Source organism: Bradyrhizobium sp. CCBAU 11434, from assembly GCF_028128895.1.
Lineage (GTDB): Bacteria > Pseudomonadota > Alphaproteobacteria > Rhizobiales > Xanthobacteraceae > Bradyrhizobium > Bradyrhizobium zhengyangense.
Map to the genome: position 1 here is coordinate 1,077,653 of NZ_LBJX01000011.1, position 22,502 is coordinate 1,100,154.

General features: G+C 64.8%; 18 protein-coding genes. 11 read left to right on the forward strand and 7 right to left on the reverse strand.

Going from position 1 to position 22,502, the window contains the following annotated elements; all coding sequences use genetic code 11:
- Positions 1–11 precede the first annotated feature (11 nt).
- A complete protein-coding gene (locus XI06_RS12670) occupies positions 12–896 on the reverse strand; it encodes an SDR family oxidoreductase (protein ID WP_271605425.1) in 885 nt (294 codons plus the stop codon).
- A gap of 89 nt (positions 897–985) precedes the next feature.
- Between XI06_RS12670 and XI06_RS12675 the strand changes: the two genes are divergently transcribed.
- The gene (locus XI06_RS12675; RefSeq protein ID WP_271605426.1) at positions 986–1,822 is read left to right on the forward strand and encodes a helix-turn-helix transcriptional regulator; all 837 of its coding nucleotides are present in this window, start codon (positions 986–988) and stop codon (positions 1,820–1,822) included.
- Here XI06_RS12675 and XI06_RS12680 read toward each other — a convergent pair.
- The 3 genes from XI06_RS12680 to XI06_RS12690 all read right to left on the reverse strand — a co-directional run bounded on the left by XI06_RS12680 (position 1,819) and on the right by XI06_RS12690 (position 5,837).
- Positions 1,819–3,051, reverse strand: a complete 1,233-nt coding sequence (locus XI06_RS12680) for an NAD(P)/FAD-dependent oxidoreductase (RefSeq protein ID WP_271605427.1) — start codon at positions 3,049–3,051, stop codon at positions 1,819–1,821. The two genes, XI06_RS12675 and XI06_RS12680, sit on opposite strands and share 4 nt — an antisense overlap.
- Positions 3,052–3,064: 13 nt before the next feature.
- Entirely contained in the window at positions 3,065–4,279 is a 1,215-nt protein-coding gene (locus XI06_RS12685) for an MFS transporter (protein WP_271605428.1), read from the reverse strand.
- Between the two features lie 61 nt (positions 4,280–4,340).
- Positions 4,341–5,837, reverse strand: a complete 1,497-nt coding sequence (locus XI06_RS12690) for an amidase (RefSeq protein ID WP_271605429.1) — start codon at positions 5,835–5,837, stop codon at positions 4,341–4,343.
- 207 nt (positions 5,838–6,044) lie between these two features.
- Between XI06_RS12690 and XI06_RS12695 the strand changes: the two genes are divergently transcribed.
- The gene (locus XI06_RS12695) at positions 6,045–6,725 is read left to right on the forward strand and encodes a helix-turn-helix domain-containing protein (RefSeq protein ID WP_271605430.1); all 681 of its coding nucleotides are present in this window, start codon (positions 6,045–6,047) and stop codon (positions 6,723–6,725) included.
- Positions 6,726–6,794: 69 nt separating this feature from the next.
- Here the strand turns inward: XI06_RS12695 and XI06_RS12700 are convergent, their stop codons facing one another.
- Positions 6,795–9,122 carry an Rne/Rng family ribonuclease gene (locus XI06_RS12700; RefSeq protein ID WP_271605431.1) on the reverse strand — a complete coding sequence of 776 codons (2,328 nt, stop codon included), beginning with the start codon at positions 9,120–9,122 and terminating at the stop codon, positions 6,795–6,797.
- On the opposite strand from XI06_RS12700, the gene XI06_RS12705 reads away from it, so the two are divergent.
- The 9 genes from XI06_RS12705 to XI06_RS12745 all read left to right on the forward strand — a co-directional run bounded on the left by XI06_RS12705 (position 9,057) and on the right by XI06_RS12745 (position 20,095).
- A complete protein-coding gene (locus tag XI06_RS12705; RefSeq protein WP_271605432.1) occupies positions 9,057–9,584 on the forward strand; it encodes a hypothetical protein in 528 nt (175 codons plus the stop codon). The genes XI06_RS12700 and XI06_RS12705 overlap by 66 nt on opposite strands.
- Positions 9,585–9,596: 12 nt before the next feature.
- Positions 9,597–10,013 carry a hypothetical protein gene (locus XI06_RS12710; RefSeq protein ID WP_271605433.1) on the forward strand — a complete coding sequence of 139 codons (417 nt, stop codon included), beginning with the start codon at positions 9,597–9,599 and terminating at the stop codon, positions 10,011–10,013.
- Between the two features lie 614 nt (positions 10,014–10,627).
- Positions 10,628–11,926: an N-acetylmuramoyl-L-alanine amidase gene (locus XI06_RS12715; RefSeq protein WP_271605434.1), complete on the forward strand. Its 1,299-nt coding sequence runs from the start codon at positions 10,628–10,630 to the stop codon at positions 11,924–11,926.
- A 220-nt stretch (positions 11,927–12,146) separates the two neighbouring features.
- Positions 12,147–14,654 (forward strand): penicillin-binding protein 1A, encoded by a 2,508-nt coding sequence (locus XI06_RS12720; protein ID WP_237858030.1) that lies wholly within the window; start codon positions 12,147–12,149, stop codon positions 14,652–14,654.
- 190 nt (positions 14,655–14,844) lie between these two features.
- A protein-coding gene (prfB, locus tag XI06_RS12725; protein ID WP_237858029.1) for a peptide chain release factor 2 occupies positions 14,845–15,976 on the forward strand; the annotation gives its coding sequence in 2 pieces (ribosomal slippage) (positions 14,845–14,913 and positions 14,915–15,976; 1,131 coding nt in all).
- Between the two features lie 2 nt (positions 15,977–15,978).
- Entirely contained in the window at positions 15,979–16,860 is an 882-nt protein-coding gene (locus XI06_RS12730; RefSeq protein ID WP_237858028.1) for an NAD(P)-dependent oxidoreductase, read from the forward strand.
- A 28-nt stretch (positions 16,861–16,888) separates the two neighbouring features.
- The gene (locus tag XI06_RS12735) at positions 16,889–17,767 is read left to right on the forward strand and encodes a DMT family transporter (protein WP_271605435.1); all 879 of its coding nucleotides are present in this window, start codon (positions 16,889–16,891) and stop codon (positions 17,765–17,767) included.
- A gap of 73 nt (positions 17,768–17,840) precedes the next feature.
- Positions 17,841–18,752, forward strand: a complete 912-nt coding sequence (locus XI06_RS12740; RefSeq protein WP_271605436.1) for a DMT family transporter — start codon at positions 17,841–17,843, stop codon at positions 18,750–18,752.
- A gap of 107 nt (positions 18,753–18,859) precedes the next feature.
- Positions 18,860–20,095, forward strand: a complete 1,236-nt coding sequence (locus XI06_RS12745; protein ID WP_237869231.1) for an ABC transporter substrate-binding protein — start codon at positions 18,860–18,862, stop codon at positions 20,093–20,095.
- Positions 20,096–20,138: 43 nt separating this feature from the next.
- On the opposite strand, the gene XI06_RS12750 is transcribed toward XI06_RS12745, so the two are convergent.
- A complete protein-coding gene (locus XI06_RS12750; RefSeq protein WP_237858023.1) occupies positions 20,139–21,500 on the reverse strand; it encodes a M23 family metallopeptidase in 1,362 nt (453 codons plus the stop codon).
- A 111-nt stretch (positions 21,501–21,611) separates the two neighbouring features.
- Positions 21,612–22,313, reverse strand: coding sequence for a peroxiredoxin (locus XI06_RS12755; RefSeq protein ID WP_237858022.1), 702 nt, complete (start codon positions 22,311–22,313; stop codon positions 21,612–21,614).
- Positions 22,314–22,502: the final 189 nt, after the last annotated feature.

A 22,502-nucleotide genomic window follows, 5' to 3' on the forward strand; every position in this document is an offset into this window, starting at 1 on the left:
GCGCTGCGCCGTTAAACCTTGAAGTAATAGGGCTGGTCGAGATCCTCGATCAGCCCTTTTTCTTTCGGCTCCCAGCCGAGAGCCGCGCGCGTCTTCGCGCTGGACGTCGGCACGTCGACGGCCGCAAAGCGTGCGAACCAGCCGAAATGCGCCTCAGCTTCATCAGGGGATTTCGAGACTATGGGCACGCCGAGCCTCTTGCCGATCACCTCGGCAATCAGCTTGAAGGGCACGCCTTCCTCGGCGATGGCGTGATAGCGACGCGCGGTTGCGCCTTGCTCGAGCGCTAGGCGGTAGACGCGCGCGGCATCGATGCGATGCGCGGCGGGCCAGCAGTTGTTGCCCTCGCCGATATAGGCGGCCACGCCTTTCTCGCGCGCGATCGCAATCAAGCGAGGGACGAAACCGTGGTCGCCTTCGCCATGGGTGGTGGGCGGCAGCCGGACGATGCCGGCGCGCACGCCTTGCTTCATCAGGTCCTCGGCAGTTGCTTCCGAGACGCGCGGAAAGTGGCGAGCTGCTGCATCGTCCTCGGTCGCGAGCCGCCCGGGTGCGAGCAGCGCAACGCCTGAGGTGACGATGAGCGGGCGCTCGGAGCCCTTGAGCTCTTCGCCGAGCGCCAGAATGGCGCGGCGGTCGAGCTCGCAATTCTCGGCGAATTTGGAGAAGTCGTGGTTGAAGCCGAGGTGCAGCACGCCGTCTGAGGCGGCCGCGCCGCTGCGCAAGGACGCGAGGTCCTCCAACGAGCCGCGACGGACCTTGGCACCCATTGCAGTGAGGGCGGCGGCGCCCGCGTCGGAGCGGGCGAGGCCAGTGACGCTGTGACCGGCCGCGATCAGGTCGGCAGCGACGGCGGAGCCGACGAAGCCGGTGGCGCCAGTGACGAATACATGCATGAGCAGGTCTCCAGTTGGTTGGAGCCAGCATCTGCGTTAGGATTATCCGGGTAAAGTAGTGATGTTATCAGGGTATAATAGCTAACGGGATGAGCGAGACCACCAGCGACAATCTGCTCGGGACCTATCTGAAGGACCGCCGTATCAGGCTCGACGCGGCCGCTTTCGGCTTTGGCGGCAGCCGAAGGCGTACCCCGGGGCTGCGGCGCGAGGAGGTGGCGCTGCGGGCCAATATCAGCCCGACCTGGTACACCTGGCTGGAGCAGGGCCGGGGCGGCGCGCCGTCAGCCGATGTGCTCGACCGGATCGCGCGTGCGCTGATGCTGACCGACGTCGAGCGCGAGCACCTGTCCCTGATCGGGCTCGGCCACCCGCCAGAGGTGCGCTACCAGGCAAGCGAAGGCGTCTCGCCACGTCTCCAGCGCGTGCTCGATGCGCTGGAGACGAGCCCCGCCATCATCAGGACGATGATCTGGGACGTCGTCGCCTGGAATCGCGCGGCGACCATCGTGCTGACCGACTATTCCTCGCTGTTGCCCAAACAGCGCAACATCCTGCGCCTGATCTTCTGCGAGCCGCGGGTGCGCGCTGCCCAATATGATTGGGACAAGGTCGCGCGCTTCGTGGTCGCTGCGTTCCGCGCGGATGCGGCGCGCGCGGGCGCGGTCTCACATGTCGCCGAATTCGTCGACGAGATGTGCCGCGAGAGCCCCGAATTCGCAAAGCTATGGGCCGACAATGACGTCCGCTCTCATGGCGAGGGCGTTAAGCATCTGCGCCATCCCGTGCTCGGCCCGATCGCGTTCGAATATTCGGCTTTTGCGGTCGACGGCCGGCCCGATCTCGGCATGGTGGTCTACAACCCGGCGACGCCGGAAGACACCCGGCGCATCAAGGCCGTTTTGGCCGCGAGGTCGGACGGCTAGAACCGCTCCGGCCGGTACGGCGTCGGATCGATCGACGGCGTCTCGCCGTTCATCATCTCCGCGAGCAGGCGTCCGGTGGCGGGTCCCAGCGTAAAGCCCTGGTGGCCGTGGCCAAAATTCATCCAGAGGCCGGGATGTCGCGGGGCGCGCCCGAGCACCGGCACCATGTCAGGCGTGCAGGGGCGGGTGCCGAACCACGGCTCCGGTTCGGCGCGCTTGCCGAGATCGATCAGCTCGCGCGCGGAGGCTTCGGCACTGGCAAGCTGCACCGGCGTTGCCTGCGCATCCGGGCCCGTCAGTTCCGCGCCTGTGGTGATGCGGATGCCCTTGGCCATCGGTCCCATGGCGTAGCCCTGGCCCTTGTCGACCAGCGGCAGATCGAGCGTGGCGCCGCCGGTGTAGTGCATGTGATAGCCGCGCTTGCGCACCAGCGGAATCCGGTAGCCGAACTTGTGCAAGAGATCCGGCGACCATGGCCCGAGCGTGACGACGGCGTTGGCGGCGTCGATGCGGCCATCGTCGGTGTTGACGGACCATCCGGTCGCGGTCTGCTGAAGCGACTGCGCATCGCCGAGCACGATCTGACCGCCAAGGCGCTCGAACAGCTCGGCATAGGCGGTCACCAGGGCGCCGGGATCGGACACGGTCCAGGTATCAAGCCAGTGGATCGCGCCGGGAAGATCGTTGCGCAGGATCGGCTCGGCTTTTGTCAATTCGCTGCCCGAGAGCACGCGAAAATTGACACCGAACTCGCGGTGGTCTGCTTCCGCCTCCTTGATCGAGTGGTCGAGCGCCGCGGCATCGCGGAACACTGCGCGATACCCGGCGCGGCGGATCAGATTATCGGCATGGGCCTCGCGGATGAGGACATCGTGCTCGGGTGTCGCATAGGCGATCAGGCGAGCCCAGGCCGCGATCGCTTCGCGATGCCGCTTCGGCGCCGAATGCCACCAATAGCGAAGCAGCGGCTCGACGTGACGATGCAGCGAGGAAAGGCTGTAGCGCACGTCGTTGGTGCGGCCGGTCGCGATGTTCAGCAGTGACGTGAGGTCGCGCGGCATTGGATAGGGCCGCACGGCTTCGGCCTGGATCATGCCAGCATTGCCGTAGCTGGTTTCGCGGCCGGGCTCCCTGCGGTCAACCAGCGTAACCGTCCAGCCGCGCTGGCGCAGATGCACGGCAGCACCGACCCCCACCATGCCGCCGCCGAGAATGATTGCGCTTTGCATCGGCAAACTCCTGTCAGGCCGGCTTCGGCGTGAATTTGGACTGCGCCGTGTTGATGGTCGCGGCGACGACGACCGACATCGCCGTCATCGCGACCAGGAAGCCGAAGGCCGCGTCGAATGATCCGGTGCCCGTCACGATGAAGCCCATGATGGCGGGGGCAACGAAGCCCGCGCTCTGGCCGCCGAGATTGACCATGCCGATGCCCGATCCGATCTGGTCGTCACGCAGCAGCTTGGTCGGAAGCGCAATCACGGAGGCCAGGACGAAGGATTTGAAGAAATAGACCACCGATTGATAGACGATCAAGGCGGTGATCGTCTCCGCCTTGTACATGGCGTAGAGGAAGATGCCTGTTAACGCGGAGCTGCCGATCAAGAGATATTTTTCGCGCTCGGCGAAGAACGTGGTCATCACCCAGCCGCCGATTGCGGTCGCGAATGTCGCCATCACGAACGGGATCGGCGCCACGACGCCGACGGTCTTGAGGTCGAGCCCGCGCTGCTGGAGCAGATAGAGCGGCATCCAGGAATCCAGGCCCTTGTTGACGCAGCTCAGGCCGAACCACACCACCATGAGCTGCCACAGCAGCGGATTCGCCATGAGCTCGCGCATCGGTGCGCGGGGCTTTGCCGTCACCGGTCCGACGCCGATACGCGCAAGGTGCGGAACGAAGACGAAATAGATCACCGCGAAGACGATGCCGGCGATGCCGATCGTATTGAAGGCGTGACGCCAGCCCAGCCAGACGATCAGCGGCGCCATGATCAGCGGTGCGACCATGCTGCCGGCATAATTCGACGACAGCAGCAGCGCCGACATTTTGGGCCGGCTGTCCTTCTTGAACAGCTCCGCGATGGCGCGGATGCTCGCCGGCGGAAAGCCGCCCTCGGCGATGCCGAAGATGAAGCGGATCGCGATCAGCGAGGTCAGCGACCAGGCAAGGCTCGTGAACGACGTGAACAGCGACCACATGACGATGGTGACAATGACGACGTATTTCGAGCCGAAGCGGTCGGAGAGCCATCCGCCGGGCACCTGCATCGCCGCGTAACCCAAGAAGAACGCGCTGATGACAATACCGAGATCGGCAGCCTGGAGATTGAAGTCCTTGCCGATCTGCGCCAGCGCCAGCGAAATCGCGGCGCGGTCGATGTAGGAGATGCAATAAGCGAGATAGAGCAGGACGAAGGCGACGATGCCGGTCTTGCGGTTCGACAATTCGTCCATGCTGATCTCCGAGATGCCGGCGAGCCGGCGTTGATGCCTGCTTGTTTGATCTATTCCCGGGCTATTCCCAGGCGAGGAAGCCGGGCGCGGCCGATAGCGGCGGCGCTGCGGCGAGCCGTGCGAGGTTGGGCAGGGGCCGGCACATTTGCGGATCGTTCGCGAATGCAGCCTCGATGCTGGCGGCGACCGAAAGCACGACGGCGTCGCCGCCGCGCGGACCGACGATCTGGAGGCCGAACGGCAGGCCGGCTTCATCAAGGCCGAGCGGAACGCTGATCGCGGGGTGGCCGGGGAGTGTGACGGCGTAGGCGAGCGCGAGCCAGTGGAAGTAGGACTTCGTCGCCACGCCGTCGATCTCGGCGGGATAGAGCTCCGACCATGGCCGCGGACTGAGGGTGATGGTCGGGCTGATCAGCACGTCGCAGGTTTCGAAGAAGCTTTGATAGGCGCGATAGATCCGCGTCTGGGTCGTCGCGGCGCGCCCGTGGTCCTCGAGCGTGTAGCCCAGGCCTTCCTCGACATTGGCGCGGACATTCGGGCCGAGCATCTCGGGCCGCTCTTTGTAGTTCTTGCCATGCATCGCCAGGAACAGGCCGGCGCGCAGCACCGCGAAGGCATCGTCGGCGCCGGTGCAGTCGGGCGTCGCCTCGCGGCTCCCGGCGAACAACGGCGCGAGCTTGTTGACGCGATCGTGGAAAACGCGGCGGATGGCTTGCTCGGTCGGCGCAAAGCCGAAATCCTCGGTGAAGGCGAGGCGCAGCTTGCCGAGTTCTGCAGGGCGCGGCGCGGCCCAGCGCTCAGCGCGTCCGCGCACGCGTTCGCCAGGCAGCGTGTAGGCGAGCGGATCACGTGCGTCGTCGCTCGCCATCACCGACAGCATCAGCGCGGTATCGGCGACATTGCGCGCCATCGGTCCGTCGGTCGACAGGTTGGACCAGCCGAAGGCGCGCTTCTCGCTTGCCACGAGACCGTAGGAGGGGCGCATCCCGACAATGCCGGAGAAGCCGGCCGGATTGCGCAAGGAGCCGCCAGTGTCGGAGCCCGAGGCAAGGGGTGCCATGCCGCAGGCGAGTGCGACCGCCGAGCCGCCGGAGGAGCCGGCCGCCGAGCGCATGGGATCGAAGGGATTGCCGGTCGCGCCGAACACGGGATTGCGGGTGTTGCCGCCCGCGGCCCATTCCGGCGTGTTGGTCTTACCGAAGATGATGGCGCCGGCGGCACGCAAGCGCGCGACAGAGCCCTGGTCGGCGGCCGGCACGTTGTCGCGGAGCAGCGGGCTGCCGTAGGTCGAGCGCATCCCGGCGGTGTCTTGCGTGTCTTTGATCAGGACGGGGAGCCCGTGCAGCGCGCCACGATCCTCGCCGCGCAGGATGGCCGCCTCGGCTTCCTTTGCCGCTGCGCGTGCGCCCGGCTCGTCCAGTGTGACAACGGCGTTGACGGCGGGATTGACGGCGGCGATGCGTGACAGACAGGCGTCGAGCAATTCGACAGGCGAGATCGCCTTCGCGGCCAGCAGGCGGCACAACTCAACGGCGCTGGTATCGCACAGGTCAGGCAAGGCCAATCCCTTTCAGATTATGAAAACGATTTAGCATATCGGAAAGTGGCGTCAGCGCACCAATATTCGTCAAATCCAGGTATTTAATGCACAAATCCTGGCCCGACTGCCCGGATGGTCGCCAAGGCTGTACGGGAGGGGTGCTTTGGCCGAAAAGATTAGGCGGATAGGTCAACAATTTCTCTCGCGCCGTGATAGGCTTATTGCATGAGCGAGATCACGACATCAGAAGGCGCGAACTCCCAGCTCGGCCATTGTCTCAAGGCCGCCCGTCAGGCGCGCGGCCTGACCCTCAAGCAAGTGGCGGAGCGGACGGGCATGGCGCTCTCGACCCTTTCAAAGGTCGAGAACGGCCTGATGTCGCTGACCTACGACAAGCTGCTTCAGTTGACCTCGGGTCTGAAGATGGAGATCGCGGAGCTGTTCAATCCCGCGGTCGCGGCGCCCGCGCCGGGCCGGCCGGTCACCGCGCGCCGAAGCATCAGCCGGGCCGGGCAGGGCCAGCTGATCAACACGAAATTCTACACTTACACCTATCAATGCACCGACCTGATCGGCAAACGCATGGTGCCGATCGTCGCCGAAGTCCGCGCACGCTCGCTGGACGAATTCGGTCCGCTGCTTCGTCACGCCGGCGAAGAGTATTTTCTGGTGACGAGCGGACGCGTCTCCGTCCACACCGAGTTCTACGCGCCAGAGATCCTGGGCGAGGGCGACGGCATCTATCTCGACAGCACCATGGGCCACGCCTACCTCAACGCCGGCGAGGCAGAATCTGCCAAAGGCGTCTGCCTCTGCACCAGCGAGGCGCCCGATCTCTACGACCAGCTTCGCCAGATCGCATCGCGTGATGTGGCCTCGCTCGGCGATGACGAGCTGCCGCCGTAGCGAATTGGCGAGGCATGAAAACGAAAACGCCCGGCTTTTTGGCCGGGCGTTTTGCATTAGGTGTTCGGCCTACTCGCCGCCGCCGAAACGGCGCGACCACCAGCCGGCGCGGCGCGGGGCCGCCGGCGTCTCGGCAGCCGCTTCCGGTGCGGGCTCCGGGGCAGGCGCGGGCGGAGCAACCGGCTCCGGCGCTGAATCAACCGGGGTTGCCTGCTCGCTGCCCGACGACAGGAAGCTCACCTTCTCGCGGACTGTCGAGCGGCGACGTGCCGCCTTCTCATCGACGACGGGCTCTTCCTCGGCGACAGCAGCAGCGGGTGCGGCATGAGCCGACCCTTGGACCGGCGCTTCAACCGGCGCCTGGTGGAATTGAGGTTCGGGCTGAGACGTCTCGTGCTCGACCGGGGCGATCGGTTCCGAATGCGCAATCGGCGGAGCGGTCTCGCTGCCGGCGCTGTCGAAATCGGCCACCGCGTCGGTTGCCTCCGACGGAGGATTGCCGCCGAGCTCGTCCCCGATCGATCCGGCGAGACCGTCCTCGTTGCCGCCGCGCCGGCGGCGTCCACCCCGACGGCCACGCCGGCGACGGCGCTCGCCACTGCCCTGCTGCTCGCCGCGCGCGGCCTGCTCCTCGCCGTCCTCGCCATCCTGCTCGGACTCGCCATCCTCTTCGCCTTCGCCGGCGGCCAGAGCCGGCTCCGGAAGCGTCGTCGGGCTGTCCTCGCGAAGCTCACCGTCGCGCTGACCGCCGCGACCGCGCCGACGGCGGCGGCGCTTGCGGCGCTGGCCGTCCCCATCGGCCGCGGCTTCACCTGACGCCTGTTCCTCGCTGAGACCTTCAGTCTCGTCGGTCTCGACCTCGGATTCGGTCTCAAGGTCGAAACCGTCCTCCTCGTCATAGGCCTCTTCAGCCAGCGGCGGCGGGCTTGCGGCCGCCTGTGTGGCCAGCAGCGCCTTGGCGGCTTCCAGCGTATGCACCTGCTCGCCGCGGTCGATCACATAGGCTTGCGGGCCGCTGACGCTGGGATCGGCGATCACGGACAGCGTGACCTTGAAGCCGTTCTCGAGGTCGCGCAGATGGCCACGCTTGTGATTGAGCACATAGAGCGCGACGTCGGTGCGGGTGCGGACCACGAGATTGTGGGTCGCGCCCTTCATCAGGATCTCTTCGAGGCCGCGCAAGAGCTGCAGTGCCACCGAGGACACCGAGCGGACGTGGCCGGTGCCGCCGCAATGCGGGCACGGATCGGTCGAGCTCTCGAGCACGCTGGCGCGAATGCGCTGGCGCGACATCTCGAGCAGGCCGAAATGCGAGATGCGTCCGACCTGGATGCGCGCGCGGTCCTGCCGCAGGCAATCGGACAGCTTGCGCTCGACCGCACGGTTGTTGCGCTTCTCGTCCATGTCGATGAAGTCGATGACGATCAGGCCGGCGAGATCGCGCAGGCGAAGCTGGCGGGCGACCTCTTCGGCCGCTTCCAGATTGGTCTTGAGCGCGGTGTCCTCGATATGGTGCTCGCGCGTCGATCGTCCGGAATTGACGTCGATCGAGACCAGCGCCTCAGTCTGGTTGATCACGATGTAACCGCCCGAGCGCAGCTGCACCGTCGGCGAGAACATCGCATCGAGCTGGCTCTCGACGCCCATGCGCGAGAACAGCGGCTGGCCGTCGCGATATTGCCTGACCGCGCTGACATTGGCGGGCATCAGCATCTTCATGAAGTCGCGCGCTTCGCGATAGCCGGATTCCCCGGCGACCTGAATCTCGTCGATCTCCTTGTTGTAGAGATCGCGCAGCGAGCGCTTGATCAGCGAGCCTTCCTCGTAGACCAGGGTCGGGGCCTGCGACTTCAGCGTCAGGTCGCGCACCGTCTCCCACATCCGGATCAGGTACTCGAAGTCGCGCTTGATCTCGGGCTTGGTGCGCGCGGCACCCGCGGTGCGCAGGATGATGCCCATGCCCTCGGGCACGTCGAGATCCTGCACCACTTCCTTCAGGCGAGAACGATCCTGCGCACTGGTGATCTTGCGGCTGATGCCGCCGCCGCGCGCGGTGTTCGGCATCAAGACGGCATAGCGGCCGGCGAGCGAGAGGTAGGTCGTCAGCGCTGCGCCCTTGTTGCCGCGCTCTTCCTTGACCACCTGCACCAGCATCACCTGGCGGCGCTTGATGACTTCCTGGATCTTGTACTGGCGGCGCGGACGGAAGGTGCGCTCCGGAACCTCCTCGAGCACGTCGTCACCGCCGACCGACTCGACGTGTTCCTCTTCGGCTTCCTCGCCGTCTTCATCGTCCTCGTCGTCGTCTTCGCCAGCGTCCGCAGCCTCGGCATGCGGCGCCTCGACCGCTTCGCCGGCGGCGTAAACGGCATCGGCCGGCTCGGTGACCGAGGTCACGATCTCGGCAAACGCTTCGCCATGTCCTTCGACGGCGGGAGCTTCGTGAGACTCGGCAACGGTCTCGGCCGCAACGACGGGCTCGGCGCCAACAGCCGCGGGCGTCTCGTCGGCGTGATGATCGTGCTCGTGATGATCATGCTCGTGGTCGTGACCATGGTCGTCATCGTGCGCGTGCGCATGATCATGGTGGCCGCGATCATCGTGCTCGTGATCGTCATGCCCGTGATCGTCGTGATCATGGTCATGATGGTCGTGGTCGTGACCCTCGTGGTACTCGCCGTGATGCTCGGCATCGGCGTGCAGGTGCTCGCCCTCATGCGCCGTGCCTTCGGCGTGCTCCTGATGGGGCTGGCCCTCGACCGGCTGGGCGGCGGGATCGCTACCTGCGTCGAGACCCTCGACAATGTCGCTGCGGACGCGCTCGCCGTGACCGCGGCGGCGCGCATTGCGGTGGCGTGAGCGGCGACGGCCGTGGGAGCGGTTCTCGCTCTCTTCCTCGGCTTCGCGATGGGCCTGCTCTTCGGCCTCGATCAGCGCCTGCCGGTCGGCGACCGGGATCTGGTAGTAGTCGGGATGGATTTCGCTGAAGGCGAGGAAGCCGTGGCGGTTGCCGCCATATTCGACGAAGGCGGCCTGGAGCGAGGGTTCGACCCTGGTGACCTTTGCGAGGTAAATGTTCCCGCGCAGTTGCTTGCGTTGCGCGGTCTCGAAGTCAAACTCTTCGACGCGATTGCCGCGGACCACGACGACCCGGGTCTCTTCCGGGTGGGTGGCATCGATCAACATCTTGTTGGGCATGTCTTAACTCTTGGCGGCGGCGGGCGCGGTTCACCGTGGGCGCGATCTGCGCTGCCGGGTGACGCGACGGTCCACCTGATTCGGGGGTGAGGGGAAGGCCGAAACGCCGTCTCTCGCGCCTTGCCGAATCGGAAGCCTCAGAACCGAAGCGGCGCGCGGGATTTTCACTCCGCAGCGTCGCGAAAGGTCCTTCAGAATTCGTCGGCACAGTCTGGCGCATCAAGCGTCGGCCCGTATGAAACGTTGGGCGGCGGGGCCGCCCCTAATCAGTTGCTGCTGGCCAGGCATGGCGCGTGCGCGCTCGCCCTGGATCAAGAACCGCCTCCTCTGGATTAAGGAGGTGGGTAACTGGCCGCGTCGCTGTCAAAACTGCCCCGGAAACAGTGTGGTAACCGGAAACCGTTCGCCGCCGGAGCTTGCCCTGGTCCGCCTCGCTGCCGCGCACCGCGCTGGTCGTTGAGGGGAACAGAAAAACGCTGGAATTCCCGAACCTTGGGAGCTCCGGCGCTGCACCGGGAGGCTGAATGCGACACAACCGGAAATCATTGGCCGTCAGCATTCCGTACATACGAGGAATGAGCCATCCGTGCAAGGGAGCGTCGCACGCCGGTCACAGTCCGGGAGTTTTGCGTTTCTGCCATTAAGGACTGATTAACCCTGTGGTTCTATTGCGTTAAAGAGGGCTGCTCGGAGGCACGGATTCGGTGGCGAGCCGCACAAATCAACGGGTTTTGCTGGGATTTGCGCTTCTATGCGCCTCAGCATTGCCATGCGCCGATTCCTCGCGCCTGAGCGCGGCGGAGGGCCCGTCGCAACCCTCTGCTGCGGCAGCAAATTTTCCTGTCGCCACGGCCGCGCGCCTAGCCGGTGACGGCAAGCAGACCCGCTTCATTCTCGACCTCGACCAGACCGTTACCTTCCGCACCACGACGCTTGCCGATCCCTATCGGGTGGTGGTCGACGTTCCCCAGGTCAATTTTCAGCTGGCTCCCGGAACAGGAGCCGGGCGAGGGCTGGTCAAGGCCTTTCGGTACGGGCTGGTCATGCCCGGCGGCTCCCGAATCGTGTTCGACCTGACCGGCCCCGCCAAGATCGCCAATTCCTACGTGCTCGACGCGGCCAACGGCCAGCCGGCCCGACTGGTGCTGGAGCTCGAGGAGGTGGATCGTGCGGCCTTCCTGCAGACTCCCCCTCCGGAGAATCATCCCGAGCTGCGACCGACAATTGCCGCCGTTCCGCCCACGACCGTTCCCGCCGCGCCAGAACCGGCGCAGCAGAAGCCGGCAGCGCCTTCAGATGGCCGCCCGGTGGTCGTGATCGATCCCGGCCATGGCGGCATCGACAACGGCACCCAGTCGAGCGGGGAGAGCGAGAAGAATCTGGTGCTGGCCTTTGGCCTCGCGCTACGCGACCGGTTGGAGAAATCAGGCAAGTACCGGGTGGTCATGACGCGGGACGACGACACCTTCATCCCGCTCAACGACCGGCCCAAGGTCGCCCGCAATCTGAACGCCGCGCTGTTCGTCTCGATCCACGCCGATGCGCTGCCGAAGGCCGAAGGCGATGCCCAGGGTGCCACCATTTACACTCTGTCGGACAAGGCCTCCGACGCCGAAGCGCAGCGGCTGGCCGATGCTGAAAATCGCGCTGACGCGATCGCCGGCTTCAACCTGGCGGAAGAGCCGACCGATGTCGCCGACATCCTGATCGACCTGACGCAGCGGGAAACCCGTACCTTTTCAAGCCGTTTTGCTCATCTGCTGATGGGCGAAATGAAGTCGACCATGCGGATGCACAAGCATCCCCTGAAGTCGGCCGGCTTCCGAGTGTTGAAGGCGCCCGACGTGCCCTCGGTGCTGGTCGAGATCGGCTATGTCTCCAACAAGGGCGATCTTGAGCACCTCGTCTCCGAGGGGTGGCGGTCCAAGGCTGTCGGCTCGATGGCCCAGGCGATCGACACGTTCCTGGCCAAGCGGATGGCGACCGCGGGGGCCGGGAATTAAGAAGGGAATGCCTGTTCCGTTGTTAAGCCCTAGTTTGGCCACAGCGGACGCCTTATAAAAACAACGCAGGGGGTTCCGGAATCGACGAGAATCCCGTTCGGCAAGCGTCTTTCGGTCCGGCATCAATGGTATTCAGTAGGCCGGTGAATTCGCGACGTGAGGACGGCGCCCCGTTTGGGGTGCTTTGGGCTGATCCTGGGATTGAACGGATAAACACATAATGCGCTTGCTTGTGCGGTTCATGGGCTTCCTGTTTGCCGCGGGAACGGTGGTGTTCCTTGTCGGTGTCGGTGCCGTGGCAGGCCTGATCTGGCATTTCTCCAAGGACTTGCCCGACTACTCTCAGCTTCAGGATTACGAGCCGCCGGTGATGACCCGCGTCCACGCGGTCGACGGCTCGCTGCTCGGCGAATACGCCAAGGAGCGGCGCCTGTACCTGCCGATCCAGGCGGTGCCGAAGCTCGTGATCAACGCGTTCCTCGCCGCCGAAGACAAGAATTTCTACGAGCATGGCGGCATCGACTACACCGGCATGGCGCGCGCAGGCGTGCTGTACCTGCAGAATTTCGGCTCCAACCGCCGTCCGCAGGGTGCCTCCACGATCACCCAGCAGGTCGCCAAGAATTTCCTGCTGACCAACGAGGTCTCCTTCTCGCGCAAGATCAAGGAAGCCTTGCTCGCGATGCGCATCGAGAAGACCTATTCGAAGGACAAGATCCTCGAGCTGTATCTGAACGAAATCTATCTCGGCCTCGGCGCCTACGGCATCGCCGCCGCCTCGCTGGTGTATTTCGACAAGTCGGTGAATGAGCTCACCGTGGCGGAAGCTTCCTACCTCGCAGCGCTGCCGAAGATGCCGGCGACGCTGCATCCGGTTCGCAACCGCGATCGCGCCATCGAGCGTCGCAATTACGTGATCGACCGTCTCCAGGAGAACGGCTGGATCAAGCAGGCTGACGCCGACAAGGCGCGCAAGGAGCCGCTGGTCGTCACCAACCGTTCCAACGGTGCCCACACCTTCGCCGGCGAATATTTCGCCGAGGAGGTTCGTCGCGACATCTTCGAGCGCTACGGCGAGAAGAAGCTGTATGAGGGTGGCCTGTCGGTCCGCACCACGCTCGATCCGAAGATCCAGGTCATGGCGCGCAAGACCATGGTCGCCGGCCTCGTGAACTATGACGAGCAACAGGGCTATCGGGGCGCCATCAGCAAGCTCGATATTTCGGGCGATTGGGGCGTGAAGCTCGCGGAGATCAAGTCGCTCTCCGACATCTCGCCGTGGCGCATGGCGGTGGTGCTGGAAACCAGCGACCAGTCGGCGCGCATCGGCTTCCAGCCGAACCGCGAGCTCGGCGGCGCCGTCAGCAAGCAACGCGAGACCGGCCTCGTCACGCTTGACGGCGTGCGGTGGGCGAGGGCGACCCAGGGCAACTTCAAGGGCAAGACGCCGACATCAGTGGCGCAGGTGCTTCAGCCCGGCGACGTGATCTATGCAGATCCGCTCTACAGCAAGGAAGGACAACCGGTCGAAGGCCAGTATCGCCTGCGCCAGATTCCCGAAGTTTCGGGCGCGATGGTGGTGATGGACCCCTGGACCGGACGCGTCCTCGCGATGGTCGGCGGCTTCTCGTTCGACCAGAGTCAGTTCAACCGCGCCACGCAGGCCTACCGGCAGCCGGGTTCGTCGTTCAAGCCGATCGTCTATTCGGCAGCGCTCGACAACGGCTATACGCCTTCGACCGTCGTGCTCGACGCGCCGATCGAAATCGACCAGGGGCAGGGCGCAGGCGTATGGCGGCCTGAAAACTTCTCGGCGAACAAATATCAGGGACCTGTGACGTTGCGGAACGCGCTGCGGCAATCGCTCAACACGGTGACCGTGCGGCTCGCGCAGGACATCGGCATGCCCCTGATCGGCGAATATGCGCGCCGCTTCGGCGTCTATGACGAGCTGCCGAACTATCTCTCCTACGCACTCGGCGCCGGCGAGACCACGGCGATGCGCATGGTCACGGCCTATTCGATGATCGCCAATGGCGGGCGCCGCGTGAAGCCGACCTTGATCGACCGTATCCAGGACCGCTACGGCCACACCATCTTCAAGCACGACCAGCGCGAATGCCGAGGCTGCGATGCGCCGGGCGGCTGGAAGAACCAGCCCGAGCCGCAGCTGATCGACCGCCGCGAGCAGGTGCTCGATTCCATGACGGCCTATCAGATCACCGAGCTGATGGAAGGCGTGGTGCAGGCCGGCACCGCAACCGTCGTGAGGGAAGTCGGCAAGCCGATCGCCGGCAAGACCGGTACGACCAACGAGGCCAAGGACGCCTGGTTCGTCGGCTTCTCGCCTGACGTCGCGGTCGCCATCTACATGGGCTACGACAAGCCGCGTCCGCTCGGCAAAGGCAATGCCGCGACCGGCGGCCATCTCGCCGCGCCGATTGCGCGCGACTTCCTTAAGCTCGCGCTCGCTGACAAGCCCGCGGTTCCGTTCAAGGTGCCGGCCGGCATCAAGCTGATCCGTGTCGTCGCCAAGACCGGCATGCGCGCCGGTCCCGGCGAGAGCGGCGGAACCATCCTCGAGGCCTTCAAGCCCGGTACGGCGCCGCCGGACAATTACTCGGTCATCGGCGTTGCCGACGCCGACGGGCGCGGTGGCGTGCCGCCGCCGCAGCAGGCGCCGGATTCCGGCTTCTTCATGCGGCCGGGCACCGGCGGGCTGTACTAGGGCCCTGGGATAACAGCACTGAGTTGAAGCTCCGGCGGTTGCGCTTTGCAGCCGCCGCCGCTACATCCCCTTCAGCGCGATGAGTTATCGCGCTCTATTTCTTGTTTGCGCATGATCTTTTCGGGAAACCGCTGCACACTTTCCCGGATCATGCGCTAGCACGCGGGATTCCGCGAAATCAGAGAACGATATGCGCGCCGAAATCGAACGGTTGGTAGAAGAGATCAAGCAGTCAGTCGGGCTGCTGAGGAGGCATCTTTGACGTCGAGAAATCGACGGCGCGCCTCGCTGAGCTGAACAAGCTCGCAGAAGATCCCAACCTCTGGAACGATCCCCAGAAAGCACAGAAGCTGATGCAGGAGCGTACCTCGCTGGAGGACTCGCTCTCGGGCATCGGCAAGGTCGAGCAGGAGCTCGAAGACGATATCGGGATGATCGAGCTCGGCGAGGCCGAGGGCGATGACGGCGTCGTGGCCGAAGCAGAAGCTGCGCTCAAGAACCTGAAGAAGGAAGTGGCGCGACGCGAGCTCGAGGCGTTGCTCTCGGGCGAGGCCGACCGCTTCGATTCCTATCTCGAAGTCCATGCCGGCGCCGGCGGCACCGAGAGCCAGGACTGGGCGCAGATGCTTTTGCGCATGTACACGCGCTGGGCCGAGACGCACGGATTCAAGGTCGAATACCTCGAAGAGTCCGAAGGCGAAGAAGCCGGCATCAAGTCCGCGACCATCCAGGTCTCCGGTCACAATGCTTATGGCTGGCTGAAGACCGAAGCAGGTGTGCACCGCCTGGTGCGCATCTCGCCGTTCGACTCCAATGCGCGGCGCCACACCTCGTTCTCGAGCGTGCAGGTGTTTCCTGTCATCGACGACAGCATCAAGATCGACATCAAGGAATCCGACGTTCGTACCGACACCATGCGGTCGGGCGGCGCCGGTGGTCAGCACGTCAACAAGACCGAATCCGCGGTGCGCCTGACGCACATTCCGACCGGCGTCGCGGTGGTCTGCCAGGCGGGCCGCTCCCAGCACAAGAACCGGGCGCAGGCCTGGGACATGCTGCGTGCGCGCCTCTACGAGATCGAGCTGAAGAAGCGCGAGGAGAAGGCCGCCGCCGACCAGGCCGCCAAGACCGATATCGGCTGGGGCCACCAGATCCGCTCCTACGTGCTGCAGCCCTATCAGATGGTGAAGGATTTGCGCACCGGCGTGCAGACGTCCGACACGTCGGGCGTGCTCAACGGCGAGCTCGACGAGTTCATGGCCGCGACGCTCGCGCAGCGCGCCTTCGGCACCCCCGGCGCTGACATCGAGGACGTGGACTGATCATGACCCGCGTGGCCTTCATCGGGCTTGGACGGATGGGCCACGGCATGGCTGGCCGTTATCTCGATGCCGGTTTTACGGTGACGCTGTGGAATCGCAGCAAGTCAAAAGCCGAAGACCTGATCGCGCGCGGCGCAAAGTGGGCGACCTCGCCTGAGGATGCCGCGATCGACGCAGACGCCGTGGTGACCATGGTCGCCGACGACGAAGCCTCGCGCTCGGTCTGGCTCGGGCCCAACGGCGCCGCCAAGACCGCGAAGGCCGGCACCATCGCGATCGAGTGCTCCACCGTCTCCTATGACCATGCGCGCGAGATGGGGCGCGAGCTGAGCGCGCGTGGCCTGATCTACATCGATTGCCCCGTGACGGGATTGCCGGATGCGGCAGCGGCCGGAAAGCTGACACTGCTGGTTGGCGCCGAGGCGGCCGACCTCGGGCGCGCGCAGCCTTTCCTCGAACCGATCGGCTCGACCATCAGGCATTTCGGCGCCGTCGGCTCCGGCACGGTCTACAAGCTGATCAACAACCTCATGGGCGCAATCCAGATCGCCGGCCTTGCCGAGGGCCTCGCGATCGCCGAGCAGGCTGGGCTCGACATGAAGCTGGTGCTGGAGTCGATCCAGGCTGGCGTCGCCGCAAGCCCGCAAGTTCAGCGCCATTCCAAGCGCATGGTGGCCCGTGATTTCAGCGGCGCGACGTTCACGGCTGCGCTGCGGCACAAGGATGCCGCCTATGCCGTGAAGCTCGCCGAGAGCCTGCTGGCCGACAAGCCGCTGGTCTCGCGCGCCGCCGTCGAGTCTTACGCGCAGGCAAAGGCCGTGATGCCCGACGACGACGAAGGCAAGATGATTGAGCTGGTGTCGCGGCCGAAAAAGTCATCTTAACTGGAATTCGACTTAGCTGGAACTCGACATGGGGCAGGCTCGGTCGGAACGCGGTCTCGGCATTGCCCTCGTCGCTGCGGCAGCGATTGCCTGGAGCACGGCGCCGTTCTTCACGCGGCTGCTGCCCTTCGATCCCTGGACCATCTTGTTCTGGCGCGGCTTGTTCGGCGGCAGCCTGATCACCGTGCTTCTCGTCCTGATGCAGGGACCGGCTGCGCTCCGGCAATTGGTGGTGCCGGGACGCGGCGGCTTGCTCGTCGCGGCATTGTCCGCCACCGGCATGATCTCGTTCATTCCTGCGCTGCAGATGACCAACGTCATGAATGTTGCGGTGCTGATCGCGACGCAGCCGTTCGTCGCCGCCGCGCTGGCATGGCTGTGGCTGGGCGAAGCCGCAACCTGGCGTACCCTGATCGCGAGCCTCGTCGCCTTTGCCGGCGTGGTCATCACCGTCGGCGGCATCAGATCTGGCGCCGATATCAGCGGTGTGGCCCTAAGCTGCTTGATGGTGCTCGCCATCTCGGCCATGACAGTCGTCGTGCGACGCCACAGGGAGACCTCGATGGTGGCGGCAGCAGCACTCTCGAATTTCATCGGCAGCCTCGTCAGCCTGCCGCTCGCCCATGACATCGCCCATATCGGCGGCCATAACCTGGCGATCCTCGCGATGTTCGGCTGCCTCCAGGTCGCGCTCGGCCTGACCTTCTATATGCTGGGCTCCCGATTGCTGCCGTCGGGGCAGGCGTCATTGATCGCGACGCTGGAAACGCCGTTAATGGCCTTCTGGATCTGGGTGGGCTTTGGTGAGGTGCCGGCCGCACATGCGCTGATCGGCGGCGCACTGGTGATCGGAGCGGTCGTGGCCGATATCGCGGGCGATGCGCGCACACGTCGATCTGGCACGTAATTTATCGGAATTCGGGTGGCAGCATGAGCCGCGTGGTCCTAGGCGAGCTGGCTGGACCGCCGAGGTAAACGTCATGCTCCCGAACGACATCAGGATCGACGCGCGAGACTGGTCGCTGCTTGCCGTGCTCTCGATTCTCTGGGGTGGCTCGTTCTTTTTCAACGGCGCCGCGCTCCGCGAATTGCCGCCGCTGACGCTGGTGTTCCTGCGTGTCGTTCTCGGCGCGACCATGCTGGTGCCGCTTCTGCGAATGCAGGGGATCGGCTTTCCCAAAGGCGTCGCCGGCTGGACACCGTTCTTCGTCATTGGGCTGTTCAACAATGTCCTTCCGTTCTCGCTGATCGTGATTGGCCAGACCTTCATTCCAAGCGGGCTGGCGTCGATCCTTAACGCCACCACCCCGCTGTTCACCGTGATGGTGATGGCCGCAGTGGGCGAAGAGGCGTTGCAGGCGCGGCGGGTGGCTGGCGTCGCGCTGGGACTCCTGGGCGTGATCATCCTGCGCGGCTGGGGGATCGAGACGCGGACCGGGCAGGGGCTCGGCATCCTGCTCTGCCTTGGCGGCGCGCTCAGCTACGGCTTTGCGGCGCTCGCCGCGCGGCGGCTCCTGAAGGACTCAGCCCCGCTCGGCACCGCGACGTTTCAACTGATGGCGTCGACGGTGATGATGGCGATTGTTGCTGGTGCGGCGGAACAGCCGTGGCGTCTGCCCGTGCCGGATGTGACGACCTGGCTCGCTGTGCTTGGCCTCGCTGCGCTATCGACCGCGCTCGCCTATATCATCTTCTTCCAGATTATTCGACGCTCGGGAGCGACCAATGTGATGTTGGTGACGTTGCTCATTCCGGTGACCGCGATCCTGCTGGGATGGCTGGTGCTGGGTGAGCCGATATCCATGCGTGAGATCGCCGGCGCGATCGTCATCGGCAGCGCTTTGCTCGTGATCGACGGACGGGTGCTGACAATGTTGCAGCGCGCTCGATAAGTTCCCAAGCGGCGTTTCACTTCACGGAAAATCCTGTCGCTTGCCAGCGGCCTGTCGCCTTGCGACACTCTCTTAAAACAAGAACGATAAGATGCAGGGAGAGACCAATGCCGGGTCGTCGCGAACACCTTGCTGCCCTCGCGGTGCTTGCTGCCGCCGTGCTCGCCACCACCCCGGCCTCGGCGCAAAAGCAATACGACCCCGGCGCCAGCGATACCGAAATCAAGATCGGCAACATCATGCCCTACAGCGGGCCGGCGTCGTCCTATGGCGTGATCGGCAGGACCGAGGCGGCGTTCTTCAAGATGATCAACGATCAGGGCGGCATCAATGGCCGCAAGATCAATTTCATCAGCTATGACGATGCCTATTCGCCGCCGAAGGCGATCGAGCAGGCGCGCAAGCTGGTCGAGAGTGACGAGGTGCTGCTGATCTTCCAGGCGCTCGGTACGCCCTCGAACTCGGCGATCATGAAGTACATGAACGCCAAACGAGTGCCGCAGCTCTTCGTTGCCTCCGGCGGCACCAAGTTCGGCGATCCCAAGAACTTTCCGTGGACGATGGGTTTTCAGCCCAACTACCAAAGCGAGGGGCGGATCTACGCAAAATACATCCTCGACAAATTCCCGACCGGCAAGATTGCGGTGTTCTGGCAGAACGACGACGCCGGCAAGGACCAGTTCAAGGGCCTGAAGGACGGCCTTGGCGACAAGGCCAACATGATCATCGCCGACAAGTCCTACGAGGTCAGCGATCCCTCGATCGACTCGCAGATTGTCGCCCTGCACGATTCCGGCGCCGACATCTTCTTCTCATGGGCGGCGCCGAAGGGCTCGGCGCAGGCGATCCGCAAGGTGGGTGAGCTCGGCTGGAAACCCAAATTCTTCCTGGCCAATACAGCAACCTCCATCGCCTCGGTGCTCAAGCCCGCCGGGCTCGAATATTCCAAGGACATCATCTCGACCGCCTATCTGAAGGACCCGACCGATCCGACCTGGGACAAGGATCCGGCGGTGATCGCGTGGCGGGCGTTCATGGACAAGTATTATCCTGATGGCGACAAGGCCAACGCCAACAACCTCTATGGCTACGTGCAGGCCGAGGCGATGGCGCAGGTCCTGAAGCAGTGCGGCGACAATCTCACGCGCGACAACGTCATGAAGCAAGCGGCCAGCCTGAAGAATTTTCACACCGACCTGATGCTGCCCGGCATCGTGGTCAACACCTCGCCCGATGACTATTTCCCGATCGAGCAGATGCAGCTGATGCGCTTCAACGGGCAGGCCTGGGAGCTGTTCGGTGACGTCATCACCGGCGAGGTCGGTCACGAGCACAGCCAGTAATCAGGCCGGCCGGCGGATGCCACTAAGGGCCGACGCGCGGCACTTAGCCCGCGCTCAGCCGTACGCCGGCGCGCAAGAACTTCTGCGGGTCGACGGCTTCGCCGTCGATGCGGGTCTCGTAGTGCAGGTGCGGGCCGGTTGAACGACCGGTCGAGCCGACGAGGCCGATGACCTGGCCGATCCTCACGGTCTCGCCGACCTTGACGTTGATCTCGGAGAGATGGCCGTAGCGGGTCGACAGCCCGTTGCCGTGATCGACCTCGACCATGCGACCGTAACCACCGGACCAGCCGGCCGAGACCACCTTGCCGTTGGCGGTGACGCGCGCGGGATCGCCGGTCGCGGCGCGGAAGTCGAGACCGGTGTGCATCGCGGGCCGGCCGAGGAAGGGATCGCTGCGCACGCCGAAGCCGGAGGTAAACTCGACTTCGCCGACGACCGGTTTGCGATAGGGCACCTGCGCCAGCGTACGAGTGAGCCGGTCCATTTCGGCGCGCGTGACATTGATGCGATAGAGCTGCTTCTCGAAGGGGCCAGCGTTTGCCGTGAGCTTCACCGGCACGAAGGGGCCGCCCATCGGAGCGCGCGGCACCGCGGCCTCAAGGCTGGAAAGGTTCAGGCCGAGGTCGCTGACGACGCCGCGCATCCGCCGCATCCGCGAATCCATACCTTCCTCGACGGCGCTGAGCGCCGCGACCTGGCGGCGCTCCACCTGATCGAGCGAGTTCGTGAGCCGGACCAGGACATTGTCAAAGCCCTGGTTCTTGGCGAATTGATTGACCGGCGGGGCGATCACGGCGGGGGCGCGCGATTCCAGCCGCGCCTCACGGTCGGGCGGCGCCACGAAGATCACGGTATCGCTGATCGGCGACGGTTTTGGCGTGCCCTGGGTCGTCTGGTTCGCCTCGCCGCGCTGCGGCGCCGCGCGTGGGATCGATCCGGTCACGTCCGGCATGGCGCCAAGCGCCGTGGCCCGGGACTCCAGCGCCGTCTGGCGCTTCATGATCTGGTCGAGCTTCTGGTCGAACTGTTCCTGGTCGAGCAGTTGCCGGCTGGTGGTGCGGTCGACCTTGGCGCGCAGCTCGGCGATGCGGTCTTCATAGGCGTATTGCATCTCGGCCTGGCGGGCGATCAGCCGGGTCAGGACGTCGTCGCGAAAAGCGAAATAAGTGGCGGTCGCCGCCGACCAGAGCCCGAGCAGAACGACGGTGCCGACCACGATCCAGAACACCACGGGCCCAAGCCGGACCTGCTTGCCGTGATGCACGATGGTGTAGGCGTCGTCGGCCGCGGGCAGGGGAATCGCTGCAGCTACAGCGGCCGCAGGCCGGCGGTGGAAGGACCGTCCGTGGTCGTGCGAATGATGCTGGGGGTACTGCGAATATTGGGCAGAACTTTTCGACATCGGCACTCCCGCGCCGGTCGGAACGGTTCCTTGCGGCTTAATTGCCGCAGCAATCTGGGCTGGTCATGGTTAATTTTCCGGAAACGGGAACGCTCGATTTTAACGGGCTGGTTAAAGACTTCTTGCCGCAGCCAGCACATCGTCAGCATGGCCGTCGACCCGGACATTGCGCCAGATCCTGGCTACCTTGCCATCGGCGCCGATCAGCACCGTGGTACGAAGAATCCCGAGGAAGGTCTTGCCATACATGGATTTTTCGCCCCAGGCGCCATAGGCCGCCAGCATCTCATGCTGCTCGTCCGAGATCAGGGGGATGCCAAGGCCGTGCTTGTCGCGGAATTTCTCCTGGGCCTTTAACGGGTCGGCCGAAATCCCCAGCACCGTAGTGCCGGCGGCCGTGAAGTCGCTCTTGAGGCGGGTGAAGTCGATCGCCTCACGGGTGCAGCCCGGCGTGTCGGCGCGGGGGTAGAAGAACAGGACCAGCTTCTGGCCGGCATAGTCCGAGAGAGTGACCACATCGCCGCCGTCGCGGGGCAGGCGGAACGCGGGGGCCTTCTGGCCTTCGGCCAGAGCCGATTTGGCTCCCGACGTCGCAGCCGCAGGCCTGGAGGCCTTTTCAGAAGATTTTAACCGTTTCGATGCGGCCTTATGCGATGCTGGTTTTGCGCCTGTCTTGGTTGATTTGCCTGCCGATGCCGGCTGTGTTTTCGCGCTACGCGTTTGAGTCGTTGCCCGCGCTTTCACGGGCTTCTTTTTAGCGGTCAAACTGCCGGAGGGCGTTTTGGACGATTTCTTTCGGGATTTCTTGGACATACGCCTTCCTTTCGTCGCTTTCGGCGGGTCAACCAAAGCGGTATTGCAGCTCTCGTCCGGTGTGCCGGATTCGCGCCCTCGGCTGGGCAATTTTGGCGGCGACGGAGTATGGTTACAAGGAATTCCACGCACCACCCCACTGCTCGTTGAACGCGCTCCCGGGGCGAGATGACGAACAGCAGGAACATT